20 protein-coding genes and 2 tRNA genes are annotated in these 21,365 nt (G+C 43.2%); 6 read left to right on the top strand and 16 right to left on the bottom strand.

Features of this window, described 5'->3' with window-relative positions; translation table 11 throughout:
• Genes ABY044_RS03475 through ABY044_RS03465 form a run of 3 tightly spaced genes read left to right on the top strand, consistent with a single transcriptional unit; the run spans position 1 to position 2,871 of the window.
• Positions 1-1,119: a glycosyltransferase gene (locus ABY044_RS03475; protein WP_373018198.1), complete on the top strand. Its 1,119-nt coding sequence runs from the start codon at positions 1-3 to the stop codon at positions 1,117-1,119.
• A complete protein-coding gene (locus tag ABY044_RS03470; RefSeq protein WP_373018196.1) occupies positions 1,119-1,742 on the top strand; it encodes a serine O-acetyltransferase in 624 nt (207 codons plus the stop codon). Before ABY044_RS03475 ends, ABY044_RS03470 begins: the two co-directional genes overlap by 1 nt.
• Positions 1,735-2,871, top strand: a complete 1,137-nt coding sequence (locus ABY044_RS03465; protein WP_373018194.1) for a hypothetical protein — start codon at positions 1,735-1,737, stop codon at positions 2,869-2,871. The genes ABY044_RS03470 and ABY044_RS03465 overlap by 8 nt, the downstream gene beginning before the upstream one ends.
• Positions 2,872-2,916: 45 nt before the next feature.
• Here ABY044_RS03465 and ABY044_RS03460 read toward each other — a convergent pair whose 3' ends face one another.
• The 13 genes from ABY044_RS03460 to ABY044_RS03400 all read right to left on the bottom strand — a co-directional run bounded on the left by ABY044_RS03460 (position 2,917) and on the right by ABY044_RS03400 (position 16,359).
• Complete coding sequence (locus ABY044_RS03460; protein ID WP_373018192.1) at positions 2,917-3,972, bottom strand: acyltransferase; 1,056 nt, start codon at positions 3,970-3,972, stop codon at positions 2,917-2,919.
• Positions 3,973-4,025: 53 nt separating this feature from the next.
• Positions 4,026-4,967, bottom strand: a complete 942-nt coding sequence (locus ABY044_RS03455) for a hypothetical protein (RefSeq protein WP_373018190.1) — start codon at positions 4,965-4,967, stop codon at positions 4,026-4,028.
• A gap of 25 nt (positions 4,968-4,992) precedes the next feature.
• A complete protein-coding gene (locus ABY044_RS03450; protein ID WP_373018188.1) occupies positions 4,993-5,940 on the bottom strand; it encodes a phosphoribosyltransferase family protein in 948 nt (315 codons plus the stop codon).
• A gap of 139 nt (positions 5,941-6,079) precedes the next feature.
• A complete protein-coding gene (locus ABY044_RS03445) occupies positions 6,080-7,495 on the bottom strand; it encodes a lipopolysaccharide biosynthesis protein (RefSeq protein ID WP_373018367.1) in 1,416 nt (471 codons plus the stop codon).
• Between the two features lie 134 nt (positions 7,496-7,629).
• A complete protein-coding gene (locus ABY044_RS03440) occupies positions 7,630-8,394 on the bottom strand; it encodes a WecB/TagA/CpsF family glycosyltransferase (protein ID WP_373018186.1) in 765 nt (254 codons plus the stop codon).
• Positions 8,387-9,103 (bottom strand): exosortase-associated protein EpsI, B-type, encoded by a 717-nt coding sequence (gene epsI, locus ABY044_RS03435; protein ID WP_373018184.1) that lies wholly within the window; start codon positions 9,101-9,103, stop codon positions 8,387-8,389. The genes ABY044_RS03440 and epsI overlap by 8 nt, the downstream gene beginning before the upstream one ends.
• A 20-nt stretch (positions 9,104-9,123) precedes the next feature.
• Positions 9,124-9,996 carry an exosortase B gene (xrtB, locus tag ABY044_RS03430; protein WP_373018182.1) on the bottom strand — a complete coding sequence of 291 codons (873 nt, stop codon included), beginning with the start codon at positions 9,994-9,996 and terminating at the stop codon, positions 9,124-9,126.
• Entirely contained in the window at positions 9,986-10,837 is an 852-nt protein-coding gene (gene epsG, locus ABY044_RS03425; protein ID WP_373018180.1) for a chain length determinant protein tyrosine kinase EpsG, read from the bottom strand. Before epsG ends, xrtB begins: the two co-directional genes overlap by 11 nt.
• Positions 10,837-12,213, bottom strand: a complete 1,377-nt coding sequence (gene epsF / locus ABY044_RS03420; RefSeq protein WP_373018178.1) for a chain length determinant protein EpsF — start codon at positions 12,211-12,213, stop codon at positions 10,837-10,839. The genes epsG and epsF overlap by 1 nt, the downstream gene beginning before the upstream one ends.
• Positions 12,214-12,276: 63 nt before the next feature.
• On the bottom strand, positions 12,277-13,089 hold the full coding sequence (epsE, locus tag ABY044_RS03415) for a polysaccharide export protein EpsE (protein WP_373018176.1): 813 nt from the start codon (positions 13,087-13,089) through the stop codon (positions 12,277-12,279).
• Positions 13,090-13,125: 36 nt separating this feature from the next.
• Positions 13,126-13,998 carry an EpsD family peptidyl-prolyl cis-trans isomerase gene (locus ABY044_RS03410; protein ID WP_373018174.1) on the bottom strand — a complete coding sequence of 291 codons (873 nt, stop codon included), beginning with the start codon at positions 13,996-13,998 and terminating at the stop codon, positions 13,126-13,128.
• Between the two features lie 24 nt (positions 13,999-14,022).
• Positions 14,023-15,420: an undecaprenyl-phosphate glucose phosphotransferase gene (locus tag ABY044_RS03405; protein WP_373018172.1), complete on the bottom strand. Its 1,398-nt coding sequence runs from the start codon at positions 15,418-15,420 to the stop codon at positions 14,023-14,025.
• A gap of 417 nt (positions 15,421-15,837) precedes the next feature.
• Positions 15,838-16,359, bottom strand: a complete 522-nt coding sequence (locus tag ABY044_RS03400) for an FxDxF family PEP-CTERM protein (protein ID WP_373018170.1) — start codon at positions 16,357-16,359, stop codon at positions 15,838-15,840.
• Positions 16,360-16,850: 491 nt separating this feature from the next.
• Here ABY044_RS03400 and ABY044_RS03395 point away from each other — a divergent pair, with 491 nt between their 5' ends.
• Genes ABY044_RS03395 through ABY044_RS03385 form a run of 3 tightly spaced genes read left to right on the top strand, consistent with a single transcriptional unit; the run spans position 16,851 to position 20,596 of the window.
• Entirely contained in the window at positions 16,851-17,864 is a 1,014-nt protein-coding gene (locus ABY044_RS03395) for a Fe(3+) ABC transporter substrate-binding protein (protein ID WP_373018168.1), read from the top strand.
• 22 nt (positions 17,865-17,886) lie between these two features.
• The gene (locus tag ABY044_RS03390; protein WP_373018166.1) at positions 17,887-19,515 is read left to right on the top strand and encodes an ABC transporter permease; all 1,629 of its coding nucleotides are present in this window, start codon (positions 17,887-17,889) and stop codon (positions 19,513-19,515) included.
• Complete coding sequence (locus ABY044_RS03385; protein ID WP_373018164.1) at positions 19,508-20,596, top strand: ABC transporter ATP-binding protein; 1,089 nt, start codon at positions 19,508-19,510, stop codon at positions 20,594-20,596. Before ABY044_RS03390 ends, ABY044_RS03385 begins: the two co-directional genes overlap by 8 nt.
• 74 nt (positions 20,597-20,670) lie before the next feature.
• Here the strand turns inward: ABY044_RS03385 and ABY044_RS03380 are convergent.
• The 3 genes from ABY044_RS03380 to csrA form a co-directional block, all read right to left on the bottom strand.
• Positions 20,671-20,747 (bottom strand) — tRNA-Arg (locus ABY044_RS03380).
• A 79-nt stretch (positions 20,748-20,826) separates the two neighbouring features.
• Positions 20,827-20,919 (bottom strand) — tRNA-Ser (locus ABY044_RS03375).
• 137 nt (positions 20,920-21,056) lie between these two features.
• On the bottom strand, positions 21,057-21,266 hold the full coding sequence (gene csrA, locus ABY044_RS03370; protein WP_373018162.1) for a carbon storage regulator CsrA: 210 nt from the start codon (positions 21,264-21,266) through the stop codon (positions 21,057-21,059).
• Between the last annotated feature and the right edge of the window lie 99 nt (positions 21,267-21,365).

Below are 21,365 nucleotides of genomic sequence, written 5' to 3'. Positions count from 1 at the left end.
ATGTCAGACAAAATACTGCACATCATAAATGGGGAATTCTTCGCCGGCGCCGAGCGAGTACAGGATCTGCTTGCCATGAATTTGCCCGAACTCGGATTTGATGTTGAATTTATCTGCTTAAAGGAAGGAGAGTTCAATAAAAGAAGAAAATCCACCTCTCCTTCTGACGTATTTCAAATGTCATCCAAATTCGATTTTGGTGTGAGCAAAAGGATAATCGACCACATTCGTGATAAAAATTTCAAAATCGTCCACACCCATACGGCAAGAAGCGCTTTAATCGGACGAAAAGTAGCAAAATCATTGAATATCCCTCTCATTCATCACCAGCACAGTCCTACTTTAAGAGATACTGAAAACCCGTTCCGGAATTTTCTAAACGCTTTTATCGAAGATAAATTGGTACTACCGAATGTGGATCATTTCATTCCCGTCTCTCTCAGTTTGAAGGACTATCTAATCGAACACGGCGTAGCCAAATCTAAAATCACGCCTGTCTTCAACGGCGTCCCCATCGTAAATGACAAAGTTAATTGGATGTCACCTCAAAATGGAGAATGGGTTATCGGGACGGTAGCTTTATTTCGCCCCCGAAAAGGTTTGGAGGTGCTTCTTAAGTCGATCCATCACCTCAAATCCACCGGGACCAAGGTCAAACTTAAAGCCGTAGGAACATTTGAAACCCCTCAATACGAGCAAACAATTAAAGACATGGCAAAAGATTTAGGTATCACGGAGCTAATCGAATGGACCGGTTTCAGCTCAGATGTCCATAAAGAAATGAAGGATATGCATCTCTTTGTACTTCCGAGCTTATTTGGCGAAGGGTTACCAATGGTCGTGATCGAAGCCATGTCAATGGGCATTCCGGTCGTCTCAACCGAAGTGGAAGGCATTCCCGATGTATTAGAAAACGGTCTCTCAGGTGAAATTGTACTTCCTAATGATGAGCATTCTCTCACCAACGGTATACTCAACTACATTAACAACAAAAAAGAACCCGATAAAACAGCCGCAAGAGCACTCGAAAGGCAAGCGAATTATTACTCGGACAAAGCGATGGCGAAAGGCGTCGCCCAAGTCTACAGTCGATTGATCCATACACACGGAAAACCATAATGGACACCCTCTATCCGAACCATTCATTGTCGGAAGCCATTAAAGCCGACACATTTCGCCAATACGGCAATCATAGTCGACTGAATACGCTCAAAGGTTTCTTCTTTAACCGCCATTTTCGTTCAATCATCACACTCAGACTTTGTCAGGCCAGTCAAAAGTGGCCCATGCCCCTGAAACTGATTTTTTTCCCTCTATTCAGAGTCGTTCACAAAATCTCAGTCAATCTTGCTTCCATCGATTTGCCTTGGGAAACGAAAATACAGCCTGGGCTTGCTATTACGCACGGATGGGGCCTGGTCATCGCGCCGGGTTGCATCATTGAAAGCAACGTCACCCTATTTCATGGCGTTACTCTTGGAAGGCGAGACCGTATAACGGAAAAGGGGAACGAATTGATCGGTTATCCGCATATTAAGGACGGAGTTTGGATTGGCCCCAATGCGATTATTGTCGGTGCCGTGACGGTTGGTGAAGGATCACGTATTGCCGGCGGCGCCTTTGTAACCGAAGACGTCCCGCCCTATTCCTTAGTAATTGGGAATCCGAGTCAAATCGTAAAATCCGGTTGCCTACCCGATATACCAAATGCAGTTTCTCAAAAGGACAAAGATTATGAATAAAATTTACTTAGACTTTTTGAAACGCAAGGTCGCATTCAAGCTCAGAAAAAAACTGAAAAATATTTCTCGGACAGACGGCACGCCCAAAAATGCCAATACCCTATTGGTTTCCTACAAACACGAACTTTCGGAAACCATGCTCTACCCCTTTTACTGGTATGAAAACGAACTGAAAAAAAAGTTAGGGTTAGTCTTCTGCGAAATCATCACCACAGACCTGATCGATGAAGTCAATCATCACACTAAAATCACTGTTCAACCGCAGATAAAACGTATTTTTTTCCAAGCTGAATATGAAATGCCGGCCGAGCTGATGCAGGCCTGTTTTAAACATTTACAAGAAGTGTACCCTAATGCAGACATCGCATTTATGGATTGGTATGCGCCTTTACACATCAGACCGTCTTCAATTGTCGGTCCCTACATTGATACCTACATTAAGAAACAAACCTATTCCGATTATAGTGACTATTCCAAACCGACGGTGGGTGATACTAACTTAAGTGATTATTACGCTAAGCGACATAATCTGGAACTCGAAACAATGCAGTTCATTCCTCCCGAGAACTTTGAAAACAAAATAATGCTTTGGAGTAATTTTGGCCTGTCTCCCCAAATGATCGACCTGTTTTTAGGCAATCTAAACCCCCATTCTTCACGCCCGATTGACCTGCATGCTCGATTAGCCGTAAATGGTGTTCCCTGGTATAAGGCCATGCGACAGGAATCAAAAGATGCCTTAGACAACCTGCAACTGCCCGAATTGGAAATCGCATCCGAAGGACGCGTTAAACGATCCAAATTTTTTAAAGAAATGGCCCAGTCCAAAATGTGTTTCAGCCCATTCGGATATGGAGAAATTTGCTGGCGCGATTATGAAGCCTTCGCAACCGGATCATTACTTTTGAAGCCGAATATGGATCACCTTAGGGTTTTTCCCGATATTTTTGTAGCGGACGAAACTTATATTTCTCTCGAATGGGACTTATCGGATTTCAAAGAAAAGCTCGTCGCTTATTCCCAAAACCAAACGGCAAGGCAACGGATCACCGCCAATGCATTTGAGGCGATGAAAACCTCCATTACAAACCATTCAATGGTTGAGAATATCTCCGCCCTCTATACATAACAAAGAGATAAATAGCTAAACGATCACTATTGCCTATAAAAGGCCTTACCAGCCGATGATGTATCTACTTCTAGCCTTGAAGACGAACTTAACGGCATAAGCCGCCGCTATAGTAATGCTCAGTACGACAAAGAAGTTAATGATAAAAAAAGCGGGTCCCGGCAAGATCGAATTCATAAATTCATCAAATGATAGCTTTCTTAAAAAGATAATGACGACCCCATGTAGAAAGAAAATTGCGAAACTCATGTCGGCAAGTTTTTTAAGTAACACACTTTCTCGATCTTCATAACGCGACAGCAAAGCAACAAAAAACAGAGAAAGGAAAATTTTCTGCAACAGAATCACATCTATTCCCGCATATTCAAAAGGATCGGCTTTCATGAAGTTGCCCACATTATTAAGGAAAACAGCCTGAAAAACCGCTAACAAAAGCACGATTGCCAACAATATCATCACCTTCCCCTGAAGCCGTTCCATTACTCTTTCACGGTACTGTGAAACATAAATACCAATTAAATAAACTGGTAAAAAGTAAAAGAACGAATGAACCGGATTAATGTTATCGAACGGACGATGGATCAACAAAGATACGATTAACGTAATTAATATGATCAGTGACTGTTGCAACTGAGTACGCTTGATGAAAAACAAGAAAAGAGGAGATGCGATAAAGATCAACATAATAAAAGGAATAAACCAAAACGGCAGAGCGTATCCCTTAGTGAAAAGATAAAAAATCAGCAGTTCGAAATAGTCCGTTAATGTAGAGGGCGCTTTGTAAAAATACTCCTGATAAGCGGTAAAATCAGCCCCATATAACAAGCCGAAAACAATCAACGATACAGTCAGTACCAAAAAAGGCACAAATACAAACTTTGTTTTTTTAATCAAAAAATCGGCGTAATCAAACCTTTTGTAGAAGACATAATGGAAAAAGAAACCGGAAATGAACACAAACAGAGCCGTTCCACCGGTGATCAGGTTGGACATGATTTGTTCCCAAAGTGCATCTCTCTGCCAATAATAACCGTATGTATGTCCCGCTACGATAATTAAAATTGCGATCGCCCTAAAGTAGTCGAAAGCCTGTATTCTCATAAGTATTCTCTTTAAGGTTAAGGGGGTAAATACTTTTATCGTCTAAAAATACTTTATCCGCGCTTTAAAAAAGAAAGGCGCCTTTTAATTTTTTTCATCTGGGTAATCGTATTGGATACTTTCGCATTGATAAACGTGTGATTTTCAACGCAAAAAACGGCTTTTTGCGTCTTATTGAATATCTCCGAAGCAACCTCTTTTGAATAACCGATGTACAAAAATGCATCCAGACTCGAATACTGATTGATTTTATATGTGAGAGAACGATTCTGATCTTCGCTCTCTGTTAAAACCGAATCATCGGGGTTCATTATCAGCATGCCATATTGCACATTGTGTTTTCGCAACCATGATTCGGTTTGTTCGCGGTAACGTTCCGGCCTATCTGCGATGATAAACCCCACCTCAACAGTAGGAATAATTCTGGCTTTTGCATTATTGATGAATGCTTCATAGGCTTTCGTTGTTGCAAGCTCTTTAGCCTGCGGTTTTAGGCAAATAACCCCATCCATTTCCATACAACTTCTTTTCAGATGCGGATGATGATAGAGATTCCACTCAAACATTTGGGGATAGTCCAGCTTCTCAAGTGCAATATCAACCATTGCCATGCCTTGAGTAGAAACATAAGCGGCCAAAAAAGTTATCCGGTCATCCAAATTTAGAGACGCTACCTGTTCCTTCAAGCGTTTCATTTCCCAACCGGTTGAAACGGAGTCATCCACAATCAGCACATTTCTAACCTGTTTCCCATCTTCCTGAAGGCGGTTAGTTCTCTGGCCTCCCAATGGCGTGAGTCCATTAATATATTCGTTGTATGAACACATTCTGGTATTGATGTTCAATGCAATCATGGCGGCAACCAGATACCCGCTTCTGGGAACGGCAACGACTAGATCGATCTCTTCAGGAAGGCTGGGGATTTTGCTCAATACCAACTCATTTAAATCGTTGATACTCCTAAAATTAATCTGTTCTTTAGCAAGCACCTTCATCTAATCACCTCCGGAGCTATAATCGTTATCGACCCATCATTTTCTTCAAACGGCGTTTCACCTTCCGCTTGAAGTCATGCCGAACAATTTCCGTCACTCTATTCAAACTGGAATTGGGCGTAATCAGCAGCTGATTTTTATAATCAAGAGCATGTTTGCCGGTCGCGTTTGCAATATCAAAGGCCTGCCAGTTCTCACTTTCTATAAACAACCTGCTTTCAGGCAAAGAACCATAGACCTCGGCCTTAAATGAAGCATATCTGCCAAGCTTCTGCCTTGTCTGTGCATCAGGCAAATCCACCATAAACAACTCTTTATACTCAATATTTCTACTTTGAAGCCAATCCTCTGTTTCAGCGCGATACTTCTCCAATCGACTGGTAACAAGATATCCCAGAGGTTTGCTGGAACGTGCAACCTGCTCGGCATTCAGTATGAAATTTCGATAAGCATCACCATCGTCGTTCTCTTCTTCGGTCGGATCAAGACATAAGACTCCGTCAATGTCATAGCAAAAAGTCGAGGTCTCTTCTCTATGTAAAAGGTTCCATTCGAAGTACCGGGGATGCGGTACCAATTCTAAAAAGACGTCTACAAACTCCTTCCCGCCTTTACACGCATACACTGCCGCATAAATCAGTTCAAAATCCTCTTCAAAAGAGGACAGGCGTTCTTTTATTTTTGTCATTGAGGTACCGGAACTGACACTATCGTCGATCACTAATATTTTCTTGGCTTGTTGAGGGTACTCGATTTCTGTTTTTTGGGTGTTTCTTGTATAACCATGACTAAGTCTATGATTATTTATAAATGCTTCGATATCGCAAAATTTAATGTTTAAGTGCAAGGCGACCATCGGCGCGACCAACATTCCGCTCCGGGGAATCCCCACGACCAAATCAATGTCCTGTGGTAATTTCCATAAGTTTGAGGCAACCGTTTTCGATGCATCGGCGATTGAACGATAATTCATGTTACTTCCCCTAAAAACACAATCAAACAAAACACTGAATCACTCGGATTCAATCCTTCCAATATTCATAAACCTTTTTCCGGCTTTCAATATCGATGCCTCAAACACCGTTACTTATTTAAAAGCGTAAAAACACCGCTCAGGCTACTTTTGATAAACGCGAACGCACCATCTCCAAAAGTAACTCCAACGCATGAAATTTAAGCAATTTAGCAAACAATAAATACACTAAGAGGCCGGTGGTTCCCAAGACGATCAACTCATAGAAAGCAGGCCACTCCAAAAGTCCTGCACCCAAATACACCCCTGCCGAAACCCCTAACGATAAAAATAAAATCGGCAAAATATCTTTTATTTGTTCGTAAACACTGTAGCCCAAGAGTTTTGACATATAGTACGACTTAGGTAAATACGCTAATAAAAGAGCAATAATCTCTCCGATAATCACCCCCGTCACCCCATAGGGAATGGCCAAAAGAAGAAAAGCGAGTTTTAGCAGTTTTTCATAAACACCAATATAAAAAATCACATCGGATCGATGCTTCACCATCAAAATGTTTAAATTAATTTGGTTCAACGGAGCCCAAAGCCCCAGTAAACACATTAGCTGCAGATACTCCACCGCTCCATACCATTTTTCCGGCAGCAAAAACCTAAACAAAGGTTCCGAAAGCGCCGCTAATAGTGCCAGTATAGGAAAAACAACAAGAATAGACGTCTGAACGACTTTTCTATACCCTTCCTTCAGTCTGTCTCCATCTCCGTTAATTTTGGATAAAGCCGGAAAAGTAACCTGCTGAATTGCACCGACCAATTGCAAGATGACCAAGTCCTTAACCTTCTCAGCAAAAAAGTAAAGACCCGCCGTAGTAATTCCGAAGAACTTAGCAACGGCTAAAGAATACATTTTTGCAAAGATTTCCCTCGACACCCCATCAACCAGCATAAACGAAGAAAAATTCAACAAAGGCCTCAAACAACCAAAGCTAAATTGAAACTTGAAAACCCATAACTTTAAGCTGAATAAAAATACGGCGTTTATAATCGGAAAAAGAACCATTTGAGCAATTATTGCCCATACACCGTAATCCCAATAAGCCAATAAAATGGCAACCAGCCCGGAAAGAACCGAAGCTGGCAAAGTCGTCTTCAATTGCAGCTTAAAACGCATCTCACGCTGTAAAACGACCATGGGGACGATTGTAAAACCTTGAGCGATAACCGCTAATCCGGCAATTCTTATTAGCTCTACCAGCCTTTCATGACCATAAAAATCGGCAATAAACGGGGCTGACAAAAACAAAAACGCATAAAACACTGCACCCAAAAACAGGTTAACGAAAAAAACGCTATTCAAATCCAGGTCTGATACATTCTCAGACCTGATCAACGCCGCATTTAATCCGCCGTTTACAAACACGATCCCAACCGCGATGAAAATGCTCAACATCGCCACATAACCAAAATCTTCAGGCGTCAACAACCATGCCAGCACCAAGGTAACCAATACGGCCGCCCCTTTGCGCAACGAAAGTTCAAAAAAACTCCAAAGCACATTAATAATGGTTGATTGTCGAAGAGTCACTATTTTTTCCTACGCATACGTTTCATGATTGATTTAAATTCGATTCATCCTAAATATCCCCTGTTTTCAGACCGCTCATTCTGGATTCTCCGACTCATCGGGAATTACCCCCCATCAAGAAGCGGCCCTTTATTGATTGCCTTGAGTTTTTTCACTCGTGACAAGAACAGAGGATTACCGATCACATAACGCTTAAATAAACGTTTGGGCTCGATAGCAAGACGATAAAGCCATTCAATACCTGAATCACGCATCCATTTTGGCGCGCGACTGACCTTGCCGCCTATAAAATCTAAAACAGCCCCCCCGCAAATAATTAAACACGGATGATCCAATTCCACTTTAAGACGACTTGCCAACAACTCCTGTTTAGGCATGCCCATCGCCAAGAGAATGACATTCGGTTTTGATTCTTTAGCGGCCTGAATGTAATCTGAAAAATCCAAAAAACCATCAAGCTCAGATAAAACGGCGTCACCGTCCAGCCACTGTTCGATCGTATTTTTTGCATTTCCGAGATACGGTTCTTGCGTCCCGTAAAGCGCAATTTTCTTATTTCGGGACTGCTTCAATATTCTTGGAATCAAGTCCGTACCATTAAGGTTTAACCCGGGGTTCATGCCATTTGATTTAAACAACATTTCAATACCCGACCCGTCCCTGAAAATCAGGTCAGCCTGCACAAGCGACTCATAAAACTCGGATTGGTTCACGACTTGATTGAGCGCATGGGCATTCACAAACGCGAGTATTTGGGTGGTTTGTGTATTGACGAGTTGCTCAATACGTTCACTTAGTGCTTCTTCATCCTCAATGACCTCAATCATCTTCAAAACACGATTCCAGCGTTCCGCCCACTCGCTACCCATTTCGGCCTCCTATAAACCGCGCTTCGAACTCATTCGGCAACGCACCGATGAAACTTTCAAGAAAGGCTCGCTGGCGTTCATATGCCCGCGTTTTATCAGCATCTATCGACGATACACGAATTAACAACCCGTCCGGAATGAGTCCTTGAAAACCATAACGCATTTCTTGGATTTTCTTTTCCAATCCGTTTTTGAATGGGTGCTCGCCAATCATCGACCAAAAGGTAATCGGCTCGGTTCTGGACTGATACTTTGCGACCATTCGTTCGACACTCAATGACCGACCATCCAGGTCGAACAAAACCCTCTCTTTTTCACCTACCTCAAATCCTTGAGCCGGATAACAGACCGTTGGTTGATGAAGGCTTAATCCGTCCCTTTGGTCGCTTCCATAAGCAATCGAAAGCATAATCCGGTATCCCTGCTTATCTTCGTAAAACCGCTCCAATACTTGGCTGTATATCTCTTCTTCAATGATTTTCTGTTCCGGCGTCACAATCCCGTGCACATTTAGATGGATTTGTTTCCACTGGCCTATTTGAGAAGGCACAACGGCTTCAAGCTGAAGCTTAGAAACCGTACTGGCAAAATAAACGTCGGGCTTTAAATAGGCCGTCGCAAAAGCCAACGCAACGGCAAGCAATAACACTTTAAAGTTAACCATGTAATTGCGTTTCAGCCAGTCTGACTCAAAATGTTTTGCGTTCATTATCGCCACCAACACATGCTTTATGGATAACCACGATCTTGTCTCTTACGTTCAATACTATGAATCAAACCGTCAAGCCCTACGATCAAAACCAACGCGCTCACAAACAATACGATGCCAGCGACATAATGAAGATAACTCTGTCCTGCGGCATCACCAAAATGGTATGTAATCAGCGTTAAAAACAACACCCTAAGAATATTGGACACCAAAGATATCGGAATGATCAGCAAAGCCAACGTTGTGTTTCGAAACAATGAGTTACGACGCACCAAATTAAGATACAAAAGTCCCAGTGCTTCCAAAGAAAACAAGGTATGCAATCCGGCACATGCATCCGCCACCAGCAACATATAAGGCCCAACCTGAATAACCACCCCTTTGCGAGCAACAGGATAATCAAACATCAAAAGCACATTCTCAACCGAGAAAGAGACCAGCAACTTCATTGGCATCGTTAACGTATCAACAATCACACTAGGAAGTGGGATCATAAAAAACATGAAAAACAGCGCAAACCAGTGGACTTTCAACGATTGGACGCCGTGATTGAGTAAAATAAGCCCGCTTAAGAAGAAAATCATCGAGCCCAACTCAAATACAATAATGTTTTGTGTCCGACCGACAAAATACAACAAAAACGCCAGCGTAAGCACAACCCATCCGGATGCGCCTGTGTCTGTCGACGACTTGGCAACCATTTCAGGCCACTTGCGAATCATTAACCAGATGGATATGGCAAATATCAACGGACCATGCATCTGCTCGGGTTTCAGCCATAAATAAGTAAACATGTCGTACATCGTCGGAGCATATAAAACAGCTATCGCCGCGACGATAAACGCCATATTCAAATAAAAGGGTGGGATGTCCCGACGCACCCTAATATTCATTGGCAACGGCACCAAACACGACTACACCGCTGTCTTGCAACCTATTCGATAGTTTTGAGATTTTCGAAGTCATAGACTTATTCATTCTACAAACAATCAAACAAGCCCCCGCTTGCGAAGCAATGATTTCCGCATCTGCACTTTCATCGGAAGAAGGTGTATCAATCAAGACCATATCGAAATTTTCATCGGCGTATTGCAGCAAATGCTTAAACGACTCTTTACTCAGCAACTCCTGGGGATTCGGCGCGACAGGACCGGCACTCAACACACTTAACTCAGGCAAAACATCAACTTGTTCGATGACGGCCAGATCCGCACGTCCGGACAAATAAGAAGAAAGTCCTTGTTTGCTTTGTAGATTAAAGATTTTGTCCTGTCTCGGATTACGAATCGCCGCATCAATCAACAGTGTTTTCTGTCCGAGTTGCGCAAACATGACCGCAAGGTTAGCGGCCATAAAACTACGCCCGTCTCCCGATTGCGGGCTGACAATCGCAACTTGTTTTTTTACGCCGTTCATATTCGAACACTTCAGCGCCAATTGACTTCTAAGATCCCTAAAACTCTCCCCCACCTTGCTGAATGGTTTAAATAAAGAGACCAGTTCAGGACTTAAAGAGGTACTTTTCGAATCCAAATAGGCATAATCAAATTGCTTGGATAAGGCCAAATCCAGCTCTTTACGCGATAAAATATTAAGCTCGATCGCGGCCTCACCAAATGGCAAACCCTGTTTACGTTGATACTCCGTGATCCGATCCACATCGCTTTTTTCAAGCTTGCCGGCTGCCGTCAGGATGTCACCAATTGAAGATTGTGTAATTGACTGCTGTAACATTATCTACCCGCTCCATTTTTGATCGCCTTCATTGTCCCAGTCGCAGAACCGATCGTTCCTAAAACGGGAATAGCCAGATTTTCACTGATATCGTCTACAGAACGGATTCTTCTTCGAGTCAGTTCCGTCAAAATTGCCAAAGTAACACCCAAAATAGTGCCTAGAAATGCCGCCAAAAACAAATTCAGTACCACATTCGGCTTGGCCGGCAACAGCGGTTGACTCGCAAAATTAAGAATGGAAACCTCTGTTGAACTCGCTTGACTCTGCAAACTCGTTTGCAAAGCGCGCTGACTGACGACATCATATGCCTTCTGTGCAAATTCCACGTCACGCTTTAATAAACTGACATGGTCATGCACCTGGTTTAAATCCAATACGATCTGCTTTTGCTCTTCCAACATTTTCTTTAGTTGGGATTCGCGGCGTAAATTCACTTCGTAAGAAGTATCAATAGAAGAGATAATATTGCCCTTCTCCTGAACCAGTTTTGATTGAAGTGCTTTAACCTCACTTTCTAAAGCTCTGGTTTGCGGGTGATTGCTTCCCAAAGACGTGTTGCTTTCAATTAATTTACCCTCTAGTCGAGCAATTTGTACTTTAAGCTCATTAATCACAGGGCTTTGAATCATTTCAATCGTCGTTTCAGTGCGGCCACTCTGACGTTTACTTTTACCTTCCGCTACAAGTGATTGAACCTGCGTTAACTGTCTGGAAAGGTCATTCAACTTTTCGACTTCAAGATCCAAACGATTATCGACGGCGGTAATTCGGTTTTTATTTAAAAACTCGCTCATCTTTTTCTGATTTTCCTCAAGTTTTTTACGGGCATCGGACATCTGCTCTTCAAAAAAACTTGAATATTGACGGGCGGGAGAAACCTTTAAATCCAGAAAAACATTCAAATAGGCTTTTGCGAAAGCGTTTGCCAACACTTTCGCCTTATTAGGATCTGTATCAGTGTATTCAATTTTAATGATGTTGCTTTCTCGGGAAGTCATGACCGTTAAGCCTTTTGAAATTTTCGTAGACAACCACTCTTTAAAATCGATTTTTCCTTGCGTGGCTAACTGCCAGTTTTGAACCGTCTTAGGCTCTTCACCCAACTCAAGCATTTCAATCACTTTCTCGACGGTCCGTTTACTTTTCAGTATGTCTACCTGGGTATTGATATATGTATTGGCAGCCACACCCTGTACCATTTGCCCGGTGACGGGGTCCGGTGATTTGAAATCCAACATTAGAGAGGAAGTCGCAACATACTTCTTAGGCGTCATCAAAGAAATAACACCGATCAGAACCACCGTGACAACCAAGACACCGAGGATAATGCCTAACCTTGCATACAAAATTAAGAAAAACTGTTGAATACTCATAAATCATCACCTTTTTGGGTTGTCTTGCTTGTAGTTGTGGCTAATAACGTATTTAAATCCTGCTTAAAAAATACTTTCTTTAATATAGATAACGTCATCCGGCTTTACCGATGCCGTCAAGGATGGCTCTTTCTCAACTAATTGACCTGACGCATTTTTTGTTTGAATGCGAACGCCACTTAATGTCCCCTTAGAGGTAATGCCGCCGCTTTTGGCAATGGCCTGCATAACCGTCATCCCTCTTTCCAACCGATAGGCTCCGGGCTGCTGAGATTGACCATAAACATAAAATACGTCAGCTCTGTGAACGTACAAAGTGTCGCCCTTGTGGATTTGAATATTCAAGCTTGTTTCGTTATCTATAAAAATCTGAGTGATGTCGACCGATGCTTTAAACGCCTTCCCATCTCTAACGCCCGATACAATAACTTTATCCCCCCCTTCGGCATTTATACCTCCGGCCATGGATAATACATCCGTCAAACGCAATTGAGTCGAATCCAGAACATAACGTCCCGGAGCATTGACCTGCCCTAAAACCGACACAAAGTTTCCAACTTTCTTTTGGACCACCACAGAAACGTGCGGTTTATTGACAAAACGCCCTTCATGCAATCTTTTTGCAATTTGCTCACCAAGTTCGATCGACGACAAACCTTTCGCCTTAACCTGACCGATCAAAGGGTAAGAAATATTGCCGTTATCCGAAATGGCTGTTTCAACGGCCAAGTCGGGGTTTTGAAAGACATCGATCTTAATGACATCGCCAACAGTGAGTTTATAATCGGATTCTCCGGGTGCCGCATTTGCGGTAAAACTCAAGGGAAACAACAAACAAGTTATCGCCAAAATTCTAATTAACTTATAAACGTTCATATCTGGGACCTTACTGTTATTGATGGTATTAACAAACTACATTTTGCTTTCTGCATGATTCAATTGATTGAAATCGCCGAAATATGAAATATCGGCCCTTTCACGTAATTTTTTCACTAAAGAATCAAGTGCCTGGCGCTTTTTTTCTTGATACAAATAGCCCTTGATGATGGGTTTTGCATTTTTTAGCTCAATGCTTTCAGCTAACGCCGTATGCACTTGATAAAAATGATTGTTTTCCGGTGATTTGAACAACACATCAAACTGAAGTGTCGGCGAGAAAAACAATTCAATCATTTCCGGTGTCAGTTGTTCGGCACCAGTCATTTTATGTAGTTGAATGAACTTGATATTTCGATCATTTAATAGCTCGCGCAACTCTTCCAGAGTCAAATCCTCTAATTTTTTCCCTTTTAAAGCGTCATCAACTAATTTGGCATCGTCGTCCGAAACGACCAATTCGGAATAGGCGAAAACTTTACGTTCATTAAAAATTTTCGGATGCGCTTTAAAATAAGTCTCAACCTCTTTGTCCGTTGGTGGAGCCACTGCCTGTAAAGCCCTATCTATATAGGCTTCAACCAAAACCTGACGCTTACCAAATTCCAGTGCCATCAATACAGAAGGATCGTGTTCAATTTCTGCGCCTTCAGCCTCACTGACAATCAATTCTTGGTTAATTAAGCTTTCCAGAACCTTATTCGCTAAGCTTTGATTATCGACATTCAGGCTTCCTTTTTCTCTGGACATAGCAAAGTTAAGCTGATGAACCGTAATCTCGCTACCATTTACATCGGCAACCAACTGCGTCTTTTGCGCGATTTCCGCACCATCCTGTCCACACGCCTGAAGCAGCACAAATACGCCTAAAATTAAACTGCGCACACTATAAGACTTTACTTTCCCCATCGAACTCCGCCACCCATAGCTTTTTTAATAAGCATTTTTATCCGTAAACCCTTTGAAAAGAGTTAAAAATATTATCTTCAGATCTAAAAGTACCGACCACTTTCTAATGTAGACCAAATCAAAGTGGATACGTTGTTCCATCTTATCCAACGTATCCGTTTCTCCCCTGAAACCATTTATCTGAGCTAGCCCCGTAATACCCGGCTTAATTTTATGGCGCAACATATATCCGGTTATCTGTTTGCGATACTCTTCGTTATGAGCGACGGCATGAGGACGGGGACCTACAATCGACATCCTCCCCTGAACCACATTGATAAACTGCGGTAACTCATCCAATGAAGTGCGACGGAGAAAAGCTCCTAAAGGGGTAATCCGGGAATCATTTTTTTTAGCCTGAACGACTTTATCCCCATTTTCAGTGACCGTCATGGAACGAAACTTCCAGACTTCAATTTCCTTACCTTCCTTACCATAACGTTTTTGCTTGAAAATAATGGGGCCGGGTGAGGTTCGCTTAATCGCAATCGCAATTACCAGCATAGGTATCGAGATCAATATCAAAATAATCGAACCCAAAACGATATCTTCAAGCCTCTTTAGGAAAGCATTCATGCCACTAAAAGGGGATTCATAAACACTAATAGCCGGTATGCCCTTGTAATCTTCTATCTTTGAATGCAGCAAGTCGAACGTAAACATGTCGGGAACAAAATAAACAGAAACGGTCGTATCGGCCAATTCTTTGATGATGGCTTTGGTTCTTTTCTCAGCCTGAAGGCTTAAAGTGATATAAACACGTTCGAGCTTACCTGCCTTGCAGTCTTGTATCAGGCGCTCCGCCCCTCCCACAAGCTCTAACTTCTCTCTTCGGTTCTCTACATCTACCTTTCGGTCGTCATAGAACCCGACAAAACGGAATCCGCTTAAAGGCATATCGCTGATGGTTTCTACAAAATTCTTACCCAAGGCCGTCGCACCAAAAACTGCAACTCTACGTGCGTCCATCCCTCTTTTTCTAAAAAAACCAATCGCCAATCGAACAACAATATGAAAACTGACAATCACGAGCGGAACAACAATCCCCAGAGCTAACCAAAAAGCGTAAGATTCCGCGGCCCGACGCTCCATGAGGAAATGACCAAGTAGCCACACCAAAACCATAGATGCGTACCAAGAAATTACAATGCTTGAGACTTCTTCAGATAAACTGCCGCCTCGCCAGGAATGATATACATGCTGGGATTCGGCAAAATAGTTATAAATGAATATAAATAAAATGACATTCCACGATAACTTGTTTTCCCAGTTATCATCAAAAAGATCACCTATAACCAAAACCAGAGTAAACACAACCAGACTGTCAAACAGTCTAAAAATCGCATTCAACTTGGCATCATAGCGAATCACTTTTTGTTGCATCACATATCCCCTATAGGAGTCGGCCGCTTTTATTCATTCCTGATTAATCAACAAGCATCAACATCAATACTTAAGTATTACAATCTACATGGTTTTTATTACACTCTTATTATAAAAACTCCCCACCTCATAAAAAGTCATCAATTTTTTTGATCTTTTACTATGAATCAGAACTTTTACCTTATTTTCAATCCCTTACGACTAGCCAAAGACACTAACCATATAAGTTATACTATTTTTATCATAAAAAATACTTAACCAAAACTATTAAATGAATTTTTTTTTACTAATATGAATATTTTATGATTGGTTCTCTTAAAAAAGACATAAAAAAACCCCGGTTTCCAAAAAGGAAACCGGGGTTCTAACCAACGTTGAATTCTCAACGTACTAATTTTTTATATAGGTTAAATCATCTCAAGCCTTTGCATTACGCATTCTGCGCTTAGCCGCAAATCCAACAATACCTAAACCTGCTAACATTAAAGCTAAAACACCTGGCTCCGAAACCGGAGAAACCGTAGTGTTAAAGCCATACTGACCACCAAATGGACCAGCATATCCAGACAGATTCATCGTATAGTCACCGGCTGTCAAGAAAGCATCGTAAGTTTTTCCGAATCCAGTAATGATGTCATATAAACCATTAGACAATGTGATCGAGAAATCGGAAATTCCTGAAAACGACAAACCATCCAACTTATAGCCCCAAACGACACCACTTACACCAATATCGGAACCGACCGTAAAAGTATAATCATCAGAAAAACCACCATTCACATTAAATGAATAAGCTTGTCCCAGATTAATAGGAGTCGATGCCTGAACCGAATAAGAACACAGTAAAATTGAAACTGATATCAACAGTTTCTTAAACATTTTCATTTTTAAACCCTCAATAAAAATCATAAATTTAATGAAAGCTTGCAACCCAGCCATGCAAAATCTCTGCACCTGTGGCTTTCCGTTCATCTTCGTTGATGATTGGCGTCCGCGTAAAAATGATACTACTTATAACTTAGTCGACATGCAAACATTTTTTAATTTAAATTATTGGTTTTAAAGGTGAAAAACAAAACATAAATAAAGTTCACCTCCACACTAAACAAGCAATCTGCCATGAAATACAACCAATAGACAATCCGTCTAAACGTTAATTTAAAGACACGCTAAAAAATGGATTAAACAAAAATAATGGATGCGTTTAGCAGATAAATTCTTTATCGGGAAAATATAAAAACTGTCCGTTTTGGCTAACCGCATTTGACTGGGCTGGAATGATGGTGTGCCAGAAAAGAGATGACTTCCATACAGGCTTTTGAGGCTTACAGGTTCATCACATTCCGTTAATCAATATAATCAACACTGTAAATCATAACTATTATCATTTACAATATCACCCTAAACTTCAATCAAGCAAGGAGAGGACAATGAAACATTTATGGATCGGATTAATGACAGTCATATTCAGCCTGCCGGTCAACGCCAGCGCTGAAGAAGTAAATGTTTACTCTGCTCGTAAGGAACAATTGATCAAATCCATTCTAGATCGTTTCGAAAAACAGTCGGGCATCAAGGTGAATCTGATTACAGGCAAGGCCGATGCTCTTTTAAAACGCATTGAATCTGAAGGCGCAAACACACCGGCGGACGTTTTGATCACTACAGATGCAGGCCGCCTGCACCGGGCGAAAACAGCCGGAGTACTTCAGGCTGCCATCACCCCGGACATCGAACAAATTGTGCCGTCCAACCTTCAGGATCCCGAACATTACTGGATCGGACTCACAACCCGCTCCCGAATCATTGTTTACGCCAAAGATCGCGTACAGGCTTCCGAGCTCAGCACTTATGAAGCGCTTAGTGAGCCCAAATGGAAAAAGCGCCTTTGCATCCGTTCGTCGAACAATATCTACAACCAATCGCTTGTTGCATCCATGATTGTCCATCAAGGTGAAAAGGCAACGGAAGCTTGGGCTGAAGGGCTGGTTAAAAACTTCGCACGCAAACCTAAGGGCGGGGACCGCGACCAAATCAAAGCGGTTGCCGCTGGACAGTGTGATATCGCGGTAGTTAACACCTATTACTTAGCTCAAATGCTAAACGGAAAAGACCAAGAGCAACGCAAAGCGGCTGAAAAAGTCGCGGTATTCTGGCCAAACCAGAAAGACCGTGGCGCTCACATCAACATCAGCGGCATCGCAATCACCAAAGCGGCAAAAAACAAAGACAACGCTCTTGAACTCATTCGCTTCTTGCTGACAACCGAGGCGCAGACCTGGTATGCGGAGGTCAATAATGAATATCCGGTCATCAAAGAAGCGCCTTTAAGCAAAACTTTGAAATCCTGGGGAGAATTCCACAGCGATGCGCTCAACCTGAATGCTCTCGGAAAACATAATTCGGAAGCGGTTCGCATCATGGATCGAGCCGGATGGCGATAAAAACCGAGCACACGGCAACTTGATGAAAGCACCTCAAAACAAATGGGTCATAGCCACCATCGCCATGGCCCTGCTATTGACGACACCTCTATGGGTGCTGGTCAGTTTTTTATTCGAACCGGGCAACGAAAACTGGCATCACCTGGTCGATAACTTACTGCCTGAATACATCATCAACTCACTCTGGCTGATGCTGGGAGTGAGCATAGGAACCTTAACGCTGGGCTTATCCACCGCATGGCTAATCAGCCAATATGATTTTTTCGGAAAGAAGGTTCTCCATTGGGCTCTCCTTTTGCCCTTGGCTATGCCCGCCTATATCATCGCCTATACCTATACAGGGCTGCTGGAATTCGAAGGCCCGGTTCAAAGCTTCCTTCGAACCCTTTTCAGCGCGCAAACCGTCAACCTATGGTTTCCCGAAATCCGCTCTCTGCCGGGCGCGATCGTCATGCTGTCGCTCGTACTCTATCCTTACGTATACCTATTGGCTCGAACCGCCTTCTCCGGAAACACCCAGCAGGTCATTCACGCCAGCCGCACCTTAGGCGCCGGACCTTACAGAAGATTTTTCAAGGTCGCCCTTCCTATGGCACGCCCCGCCGTCGTAGCCGGACTGACGCTTGCACTCATGGAAACCCTGGCTGATTTCGGTACGGTACAATACTTCGGTGTACCTACGTTCACAACAGGAATCTATCGTACTTGGACCGGATTTGGAGACACCACGACCACCGCTCAACTATCCTTGATTTTATTGGTCTTTGTTACCATCCTGATCGCCATCGAACTCTGGTCCAGAAAAAAAGCCGAATACTTTTCTCAAGGGAACAAGAGTGACACACAACCAACGCCAATACTTAGCGGCCTTAAAGGGCGCCTTGCATTCATAATCTGTTTGATACCCGTCAGCTTAGGCTTTATTGTTCCCGCAGCCCAACTGCTCGCCTGGTCAATCCAAACCGCGGAGACCGGCTTCAACGCCGAGTTCCTGACGCTCATCTGGAACAGTTTCCATCTGGCTGCGATAACCGCACTCGTTGCTGCCTCCATCGCACTGATGCTTGCTTATGCTCAACGTGTCCAAAACCGACCGGTCACTCGACTTTCGCTACGAATCGTCACACTGGGCTACGCCATCCCGGGTACTGTCATTGCCGTGGCCGTCATGATCCCCTTTGCCTGGCTCGACAACACCGTCGATTCCTGGATGCGCAGCACCTTCGACGTCTCAACAGGCCTATTGCTTTCCGGTACCCTATTCGCATTGGTATTCGCCTACATATTCCGTTTTCTATCCATTTCGTTACAAACGGTCGAATCCGGTCTGAAACAAATCAAACCCTCCATGGACGAATCCGCACGCACACTCGGAGCAAGCCGATGGAACATTTTAGTTAAAATCCATCTACCGCTACTCAACCGCAGCTTGCTTGTTGCATTTCTACTGGTGTTTGTCGAAGTACTCAAAGAGTTGCCGACCACCCTTATTTTAAGACCGTTCAACTTCAACACCCTCTCCGTCAGAGCCTATGAAATGGCTTCCGACGAACGATTGGCAGATGCCGGACTGCCAGCCCTATTAATTGTTCTGACCGGGCTTGTACCCGTCATTCTATTGAGTAAAGCGATTGGAAAACGTCATGTCTAAACTTACCGTTCATCAAATCATCAGTGCGCACAAAGAAAACCAAGTGCTTAATCACATTGACCTTACTTTAAAAGAAGGAGAAATCGGTTGTTTACTAGGACCGAGCGGCTGTGGAAAAACCACTTTACTGATGTGCATCGCCGGACTTCAACCCGTCCAAGGTGGCGAGATCTATCTTGACGGTCAACTGATTTCTTCCAAAAACTTTCAACTTGCGACAGAACAGCGCAATATCGGCATGGTGTTTCAAGATTATGCGCTCTTTCCGCACATGACAATCGAAAAGAACATTGCTTTCGGCATCCCGGGACTCAACAGAAAGGAACGCAAACAACGCATCAACCAACTATTGGATCTTGTGGGTCTTACCGGCTTCAATACGCGCTACCCACATGAACTTTCCGGCGGGCAACAACAAAGAATCGCCCTGGCAAGAGCGCTGGCGCCTAAACCCGACATTCTACTTCTGGACGAACCTTTCTCGGGATTGGATGTCGAATTACGCGAACTGCTTGCCCATGAAGTCAGAAGCATCCTTAAAACCGAAGGCATTACCGCACTGATGGTCACCCACAACCAGAATGAAGCGTTTGCTATCGCAGACTCGGTCGGCGTCATGAAAGACGGCAAACTTCTGCAATGGGATACGCCATATAATATCTACCATCAACCCGCACACCCGTTCATAGCCGATTTTATCGGCCAAGGCGCCCTGATCGAAGGTACCGTGTGCGACTGCCATCAGGTTCTCACCCAGCTAGGCCTGTTGAAAACCAGTCTGCCTTTCGGGGCAACCATAGGTGACAAAGTCTCGGTCCTAGTCCGTCCCGATGACATCCGTCATAATGACGAAAGCGATTGGCAACTGGAAGTCACGAACCGCGCCTTCCGCGGCTCGCACTTTTTGTTCACGCTAAAACTACCCGACGGTGAGCATGTACTTTGCATGAGCCACTCTCATCACGACCACCCGGTCGGAACCAAAATCGGCATAGAATTGGAAATGGATCATGCAATCGCCTTCCCTCACCAGAAAGGAGATACCGATGAGAGCTTTACTAAGCTGATGGAAAACAACTAGACAGGTTTGTTCAGACAATAAAAAACCCCCGTCCATTTTGGCTAAAAGCCGCATGTGACGGGGGTTTGGAATAATGGCGCGCCCGAAGGGAGTCGAACCCCTACCCGCTCGGTTCGTAGCCGAGTACTCTATCCAATTGAGCTACGGGCGCTTTGAAAGTGAGGCGTATTCTATGGAGTTTTAATAAAACTGTCAAGAAACTTTTCACTTATTTTTTTCTAGGTTTGAAATGGCGGAGACGGAGGGATTCGAACCCTCGATGGAGCTACAAACCCCATACTCCCTTAGCAGGGGAGCGCCTTCAGCCTCTCGGCCACGTCTCCTATTTCAGGCGCGTATAATACAAGTTATAAGCTGGCTTGTAAACCTATAGTGGGTACTTTATGCGTTTTTTTTAAATTATAAAAAATGACGCACCTCAATAAGCCAATACCTATGCACCTTTGTGCAGTACAAACCGTTAGGCTTGAACATTCACTCCAAGAGATGCCGGTTTTTCGTTAGAAGCCTCACCCGATTTTTCGTTTAAGATTTCTTCCCGATGTACCGGCACCTCGCGTGGCGCTTTGATTCCCATGCGAACCTGCCCCCCTTTCACCGCTAGAACGGTCAAGGTAATGTTTTCATTAATAACTAATGACTCACCCTCTTTTCTGGTTAAGACTAACATACGAATCCTTTCTTCTTTAGTACAGCTACAGTTTATTCCATAAAGCCGTTCGTATAATTGATTATTTCTATCAAAATATATAAGAAAACACTAATAAAG

This window comes from Thiomicrorhabdus sp. (assembly GCF_041583835.1).
Taxonomy (GTDB): Bacteria; Pseudomonadota; Gammaproteobacteria; order Thiomicrospirales; family Thiomicrospiraceae; genus Thiomicrorhabdus.
The sequence above is the reverse complement of the archived record's forward strand: the minus strand, read 5'-3'. Positions and strand labels throughout refer to the sequence as shown.

Coding starts and splice junctions, on each gene's coding strand:
- ABY044_RS03475 (WP_373018198.1), top strand. CDS start 1: ATGTCAGACAAAATACTGCACATCATAAATGGGGAATTCTTCGCCGGC.
- ABY044_RS03470 (WP_373018196.1), top strand. CDS start 1,119: ATGGACACCCTCTATCCGAACCATTCATTGTCGGAAGCCATTAAAGCC.
- ABY044_RS03465 (WP_373018194.1), top strand. CDS start 1,735: ATGAATAAAATTTACTTAGACTTTTTGAAACGCAAGGTCGCATTCAAG.
- ABY044_RS03460 (WP_373018192.1), bottom strand. CDS start 3,972: ATGAGAATACAGGCTTTCGACTACTTTAGGGCGATCGCAATTTTAATT.
- ABY044_RS03455 (WP_373018190.1), bottom strand. CDS start 4,967: ATGAAGGTGCTTGCTAAAGAACAGATTAATTTTAGGAGTATCAACGAT.
- ABY044_RS03450 (WP_373018188.1), bottom strand. CDS start 5,940: ATGAATTATCGTTCAATCGCCGATGCATCGAAAACGGTTGCCTCAAAC.
- ABY044_RS03440 (WP_373018186.1), bottom strand. CDS start 8,394: ATGGGTAGCGAGTGGGCGGAACGCTGGAATCGTGTTTTGAAGATGATT.
- epsI (WP_373018184.1), bottom strand. CDS start 9,103: ATGAACGCAAAACATTTTGAGTCAGACTGGCTGAAACGCAATTACATG.
- xrtB (WP_373018182.1), bottom strand. CDS start 9,996: ATGAATATTAGGGTGCGTCGGGACATCCCACCCTTTTATTTGAATATG.
- epsG (WP_373018180.1), bottom strand. CDS start 10,837: ATGTTACAGCAGTCAATTACACAATCTTCAATTGGTGACATCCTGACG.
- epsF (WP_373018178.1), bottom strand. CDS start 12,213: ATGAGTATTCAACAGTTTTTCTTAATTTTGTATGCAAGGTTAGGCATT.
- epsE (WP_373018176.1), bottom strand. CDS start 13,089: ATGAACGTTTATAAGTTAATTAGAATTTTGGCGATAACTTGTTTGTTG.
- ABY044_RS03410 (WP_373018174.1), bottom strand. CDS start 13,998: ATGGGGAAAGTAAAGTCTTATAGTGTGCGCAGTTTAATTTTAGGCGTA.
- ABY044_RS03405 (WP_373018172.1), bottom strand. CDS start 15,420: ATGCAACAAAAAGTGATTCGCTATGATGCCAAGTTGAATGCGATTTTT.
- ABY044_RS03400 (WP_373018170.1), bottom strand. CDS start 16,359: ATGGCTGGGTTGCAAGCTTTCATTAAATTTATGATTTTTATTGAGGGT.
- ABY044_RS03395 (WP_373018168.1), top strand. CDS start 16,851: ATGAAACATTTATGGATCGGATTAATGACAGTCATATTCAGCCTGCCG.
- ABY044_RS03390 (WP_373018166.1), top strand. CDS start 17,887: ATGAAAGCACCTCAAAACAAATGGGTCATAGCCACCATCGCCATGGCC.
- ABY044_RS03385 (WP_373018164.1), top strand. CDS start 19,508: ATGTCTAAACTTACCGTTCATCAAATCATCAGTGCGCACAAAGAAAAC.
- csrA (WP_373018162.1), bottom strand. CDS start 21,266: ATGTTAGTCTTAACCAGAAAAGAGGGTGAGTCATTAGTTATTAATGAA.